This window comes from Faecalimonas sp. LCP19S3_D12 (assembly GCF_052121495.1).
In the GTDB taxonomy this organism is placed as follows: Bacteria; Bacillota; Clostridia; order Lachnospirales; family Lachnospiraceae; genus Faecalimonas.
In genome coordinates this window covers 1-5,610 of the sequence record NZ_JBQKED010000082.1, presented here as the reverse complement: position 1 = coordinate 5,610, position 5,610 = coordinate 1, and the positions used below count along the sequence as shown (strand labels likewise).

Annotated in this window: 6 protein-coding genes and 1 tRNA gene; 1 reads left to right on the top strand and 6 read right to left on the bottom strand. The window is 36.7% G+C overall.

Going from position 1 to position 5,610, the window contains the following annotated elements:
* Positions 1–252 precede the first annotated feature (252 nt).
* Positions 253–323: transfer RNA gene (locus tag ACTQXY_RS15015), tRNA-Trp, on the top strand.
* 41 nt (positions 324–364) lie between these two features.
* Here the strand turns inward: ACTQXY_RS15015 and ACTQXY_RS15010 are convergent.
* The 6 genes from ACTQXY_RS15010 to ACTQXY_RS14985 all read right to left on the bottom strand — a co-directional run bounded on the left by ACTQXY_RS15010 (position 365) and on the right by ACTQXY_RS14985 (position 5,463).
* A complete protein-coding gene (locus ACTQXY_RS15010; RefSeq protein ID WP_441660145.1) occupies positions 365–1,111 on the bottom strand; it encodes a copper homeostasis protein CutC in 747 nt (248 codons plus the stop codon).
* Positions 1,112–1,122: 11 nt separating this feature from the next.
* Entirely contained in the window at positions 1,123–1,740 is a 618-nt protein-coding gene (locus ACTQXY_RS15005) for a carbohydrate-binding family 9-like protein (RefSeq protein WP_441660144.1), read from the bottom strand.
* 84 nt (positions 1,741–1,824) lie between these two features.
* Positions 1,825–3,264 carry an N-acetylglucosamine-specific PTS transporter subunit IIBC gene (gene nagE, locus ACTQXY_RS15000; RefSeq protein ID WP_441660143.1) on the bottom strand — a complete coding sequence of 480 codons (1,440 nt, stop codon included), beginning with the start codon at positions 3,262–3,264 and terminating at the stop codon, positions 1,825–1,827.
* Positions 3,265–3,343: 79 nt separating this feature from the next.
* Positions 3,344–3,841: a glucose PTS transporter subunit IIA gene (locus tag ACTQXY_RS14995; RefSeq protein ID WP_441660142.1), complete on the bottom strand. Its 498-nt coding sequence runs from the start codon at positions 3,839–3,841 to the stop codon at positions 3,344–3,346.
* Positions 3,842–3,853: 12 nt separating this feature from the next.
* A complete protein-coding gene (gene licT, locus ACTQXY_RS14990) occupies positions 3,854–4,714 on the bottom strand; it encodes a BglG family transcription antiterminator LicT (RefSeq protein WP_441660141.1) in 861 nt (286 codons plus the stop codon).
* 215 nt (positions 4,715–4,929) lie between these two features.
* On the bottom strand, positions 4,930–5,463 hold the full coding sequence (locus ACTQXY_RS14985; protein ID WP_441660140.1) for a YgjP-like metallopeptidase domain-containing protein: 534 nt from the start codon (positions 5,461–5,463) through the stop codon (positions 4,930–4,932).
* Between the last annotated feature and the right edge of the window lie 147 nt (positions 5,464–5,610).

The following is a 5,610-nucleotide window of genomic DNA, read 5'->3' as shown; positions in this document are numbered from 1 at the left end:
TCTATCATGCCTCTTTCTAATTGTCAATACTTTTTATATTTTTTATTTTATTTGTACAATTGGCACAATTCATCTTCCCATAGCTATCATTTCTTATCTACTTTCCTTAAAAGATTGACCTAAAATAAAATTTTCATTCTCATCGGATGTTCCTGTTCATTCTACACCATCCGCCATTGTAAATACCTTCAAAATCATTGACAAATAGCCCTAATTTGTATTACTATATATCATGTAGAAAATACTCTACATAGGGGATTGGTCAAATGGTATGATAGGAGTCTCCAAAACTTTTGGTGGGGGTTCGATTCCCTCATCCCCTGTACAAAAATACTGCTCAATCTTCTGGATTGAGCAGTATTTTTTATAATGATTCTAAAATTTCCTTTGCCATTCTGATTCTGTCGGCACTTGTTCTCCAAATCTCATATTCACTCATAGATGCAACTCCCATACTTATATCTTCTTTTCGATATTTCATTTCGCTGTCCAATGTTACTTTTCCAGACATATGATAAGTGTGACTTCCGGTCTCTTTATAAAGGTTTGAAATTATATTTCCATCAACACCGCCCGCAATCAATATATCTAACTTCCCTTCTACCTTTTCTACCAGCTTTGCAAGCAGCTCTGTCCCCTCTACACAATTATTTTTCTGTCCAGAGGTCAAAATTGTATGAATTCCTAATTGTTTTGCCTGTTCCAATGTTTCAAACGGATTCTTACACATATCAAACGCCCTGTGAAGCGTAATCGACATATCTTGCGCCTCTTCAATCAACTCCTTCATCTGCTCTGTATGAAGTGAACCATCTGGTCTTAGTGACCCTATCACGACGCCATCCGCTCCAAGTTCACGAAACATTTTCACCTCTTTTTTTAACATCTCATGTTCATAATCTGTATAACAAAAATCTCCAAATCTTGGTCTGAGCAATGTATGAATACGGATGTCAACATGTTCCCGAACTGTTTCAAATAATGCCTTTGATGGAGACAAGCCTCCAATCACAAGCCCGCTACACAATTCGATACGATTGGCCCCTCCTCTTTTTGCCTCTATCGCAGATTCTACAGAATCTACACAACATTCTAAAATATAGTTATCCATCGTGTATTCTCCTATTCTAAAATTGCTTCTGCAAAAAATACCGGCAAATGGAAATTCGGTACTTCACTGTCAATCGGAGAATAACTTCCATAATGCTCTATAGATGCATCTTCTGAAATTTTATAAAAATTACAGTAAAATAATTTCCCTGATTTTATTTTTTCTAAATCACAGATTTTATTCAGAAATGTTTCTGGTATTGTCACTTCCATTTCCCATTGATTCTCACTCATCTTTGTTCTGATATCCGCCATACGATATTCTTCTTCACTTAAAAATTGTCTATTTTTTCGTCCTTTGCCATATTGGGCATACATGGCACCATTGGCGTTAATTTCAAAATTAATATACATAGAATTATTCGTCAATATTTCATTTTCCTCTGTGAATGCCAGAAATACTTCCACTGCACTGTCTTCACAAACCATCTCTTTATGATTTTTCCAACCACGTTTTGGGTCTTTTTCTTCGCAGATCATTTTTACGTAAAATCCTTCATTTTCCAAATAGCCCATCCATCCATATGTCTTTGGCTCTTGTTTACTGTTCCACATATATTGATCGATAAAAAATGTTTCACAACTTTCTATTTCACTTTTTTCACGGATTTTTTTTACAATATATCTCATTTTTCCTCCTGTTTAGAAATAAGGAGATGCATTATATGCACCTCCTTATTATTCTTTTATATATGTAATATTTCTATACCTGACTTATTTACATAATTTTTTGAATTCGTCTGCTACATGCTGTACCTGTGTACCAATAATAACCTGTACGCTTGTTTTTCCTGGACGAATTACACCTGCTACACCTGCAGATTTGATTCTCTTCTCATCTACTTTTGTATAGTCTTTGATTTCAAGACGAAGTCTTGTGATACAGTTGTCGATAGAAGTAACGTTTTCTTTTCCGCCGATACCTTCTAATACGATTCTTGCAACTTCTGTGAAGTTATCGTTTGCCAAAACAACTTTTGTCTCATCATCATCGTCTTCTCTACCCGGTGTTTTCAGGTTAAATTTCACGATTACAATTCTAAATACAATATAGTAAATAGCAGCTACGATAAGACCAATTCCTAATAAGTAAATCGGATTCAATGCCATAGGAGCTTTGAAGCTCAAGAACCAGTCAACGAAACCGGCACTAAAGTTAAATCCTGCTCTAACTGGAAGAGCTGCAACAACTGCTACTGTAATACCTGTTAATAATGCGTGTACTACGTAAAGTCCTGGTGCAAGGAACATGAAAGCAAATTCCAATGGTTCTGTAACACCTGTAAAGAAAGCAGATAATGCTGCTGCACCCAAAAGACCTGCTGCAACTTTTTTCTTGTTTTCTTTTGCTGTGTGGTACATAGCCAAAGCACCTGCTGGAAGACCAAACATCATAACTGGGAAGAATCCAGCCTGGTACATACCTGTTACACCTTTTACTCCACCTTCAATCTGTCCCCAGAATTTACCGATATCATCGATACCCGCAATATCAAACCAGAATACAGAGTTCAATGCGTGGTGTAATCCGAATGGGATTAATAATCTGTTGAAGAATCCGTAGATACCTGCACCGATTGCACCTGCACCCATGATCATCTCACCAAATGATACTAATGCCCCGAAGATTGCTGGCCATGCGAAGAACAGGATAAGTGCTGCCACAATTGACATTCCTGCTGTAACGATAGCAACAGATCTCTTTCCACTGAAGAAAGCAAGCGCTGAAGGAAGCTTTGTCCCTTTGAATTTGTTGTAGCAAGTTGAACCAATCAAACCTGCTAAGATACCTGTGAACTGTGTTGTGATTTTTCCGAATGCCGGAGCTACTTCTTCTACCGGAATACCTTTTAACATACCAACTACTGCCGGTGATAATAATGTTGTGATCATCAACCATGATACAAGTGCTGCAAGACCACCTGTTCCGTCATTATCCTCTGACATACCAACACCAACACCTATTGCAAATAAGATACCCATGTTGTCAATGATAGATCCGCCTGCTTTGATCAAGAAAGCAGCAATTGCGCTGTTAGCTCCCCAACCTGTAGGGTCAATCCAATAACCGATTCCCATTAAAATACTACATACTGGCAATACAGCAACTGGAAGCATTAGGGATTTCCCTAATTTTTGAAGATATTTCATCATAATTTTTCTCCTCCTTTTCTCTCAATCTTTTATGAGTTATCTTCGCTTATATAAAAGTCCGCTCTGCAGACTTAAATACCTATTTTACTAATGTCATAGCCTCATCTAAAACTTTTACATGTTTTCCAGCTTCTACTTTCACTTCTTTGTAATCCGGTGTATTGCAAACTACAACTGGAGAAATTATTTCAAGACCGGCTGCTTTGATTGCTTCGATATCAAATTCAAGCATCAAATCACCTGCTTTTACCTCCTGTCCTGCTGAAACATGTGCTGTAAACGGCGCTCCTTTTAAATTCACAGTGTCAAGTCCTATATGAATCAAGAGTTCTGCTCCTCCTGCTGTCTTCATAGAAATTGCATGCTTCGTATCGAAAATCATCTCAATTCTTCCATCAACAGGTGCTACCACTTTACCCACTGTTGGAATGACAGCCATTCCTTTTCCAAGAATTTCCTGACCAAATGTCGGATCACTTACTTCAGAAATTGCAACTACTTTCCCTTCGATCGGCGATCCAATCACTTCTCCTTCTTTCTTTCCAAATCCTAATTTTCCTTTTAATGCGTTTAACATCTCTTCTCCTTTCTATTGCTTGCTTTCTTCCAATTTATGAAGTTCTATATAAATTCTTCTAATATGGACTGCAAGATACGTCATCTCATCTTGAGAGATCGTGTAATTCTGATATTTATTTTTTATATAGTCTACAACCTTTTTACTGCATTCATACTCATGCGGATACATTTTCTGAATCATCAAAGAGAGCTCGGTCTCTCCATCATCCAGCATCTGATTCGAAAAAATTCTTTGCACCAAAAACTTCAGATGCGTTACCAAACGTGAATAATGAAGACTTTCCTCGTCTAGCTTCATTTCAAAAAAATTCTCAATAATACTTAACACTTCCCGAATAGTTGTAGTTATTCTCATTGTATTACTCATATCGGAATCATATTCTGCATTCACAATATGAAGTGCAATTGAAGCCGCCTCATCTGTCTTAAATTCGATTCCTAAATCCTTGCGGATCAAAGCAATCGCATATTCTCCAATCAGATATTCACTTGGATAAAAGCTCTTCACTTCCCACAAAAGTGGATTAGGAAATTCCATTCCATCCTTTACTCTTGTAATTGCAAAATTGATATGATCAGTTAACGTAATATAAATATTCTGGTTGATTCGCCTCTTCAAAACACTCTTGGCATAATCTATGATCTCCACAGAAGTCTGTATATGCTCTAATGGCATCGCTTCTAAAAGTTCCTTGAACTTTCCAATCTCGCTTTCATCATTCAATCGAAAAATTTTCTCAATTCTCTCTTCTGGTATCTTCTGACCTGCCTTTGCATGGAAACCAAGCCCTTTTCCCATTACTACAATTTCTTTATTCTCATCATCTAATGCACTTACGATATTGTTATTAATTATTTTGACAATCTCCATAAAAAGACTCCTAAAAAATAAAAAACCAAATCAAAGCAGATCAATCATCATAATCTACCAGACTTGGTTTTGCCTGCCGAGCAGTAACAATCCATTAATATTTTTTGTCTAAATCTATGATAACAATATTGTACATGAATGTCAAATACTATTTTATAGATTCTTTATTTTTAATTAAGATTTTACTAAGATTACACTCTTACTCTTCCTGTCTCTTACAAATGTCTGTGTTCCAACTCTCTCAACAGTTTTCTCCTTGCCTGATAATCCGGTAAGACCTTCTCAACATGATTCCAAAACCTTTCTGAATGGTTCATCTCCTTCCGATGTGCCAGTTCATGTACAACCACATAATCTAACACCTCTTCTGGCATAAGTACAAGTTTCCAGTTAAAATTCAAATTGCCCTTGCTACTACAGCTTCCCCATCTTGTTTTCTGCTCTCGTATCGTAATTCTCCCATAAGTGATATTCATCATCTCTGCAAAATACTCTACACGTTCCGGAATCACACGCAAAGCTTTTTGAACTCCCTTCAGCCTTTCCTCTTCTGAAAGAACCTCATTGCTCATCTGCCTTTCTGAAACCTTCTTCAAATTTTTTTCTATCCACTGTTTCTTCTCCTCAATAAACATCTGCACTTGATATTTGGAAATGCCATATGGTGTCCGCACAATTACTTTGCCATCTGTCTTAATCTGAATGCTCATTGTTTTTCTATTCGAACGAATCCAATCATATTTTATCATAACCTAATATCCTTTAAAATCTAGTATACAATACGGTATAAAAAATAGGCTTCGCCTATTCAGCTCCCCTTCCCCTCAATCTTGAGGGGTTAGGGGGTTTCTTTTTCTTCCTTTTTCCTGCATAATAGACTTATGAATATCTTACAA

Coding starts and splice junctions, on each gene's coding strand:
- nagE (WP_441660143.1), bottom strand. CDS start 3,264: ATGATGAAATATCTTCAAAAATTAGGGAAATCCCTAATGCTTCCAGTT.
- ACTQXY_RS14985 (WP_441660140.1), bottom strand. CDS start 5,463: ATGATAAAATATGATTGGATTCGTTCGAATAGAAAAACAATGAGCATT.
- ACTQXY_RS15005 (WP_441660144.1), bottom strand. CDS start 1,740: ATGAGATATATTGTAAAAAAAATCCGTGAAAAAAGTGAAATAGAAAGT.
- ACTQXY_RS15010 (WP_441660145.1), bottom strand. CDS start 1,111: ATGGATAACTATATTTTAGAATGTTGTGTAGATTCTGTAGAATCTGCG.
- licT (WP_441660141.1), bottom strand. CDS start 4,714: ATGGAGATTGTCAAAATAATTAATAACAATATCGTAAGTGCATTAGAT.
- ACTQXY_RS14995 (WP_441660142.1), bottom strand. CDS start 3,841: ATGTTAAACGCATTAAAAGGAAAATTAGGATTTGGAAAGAAAGAAGGA.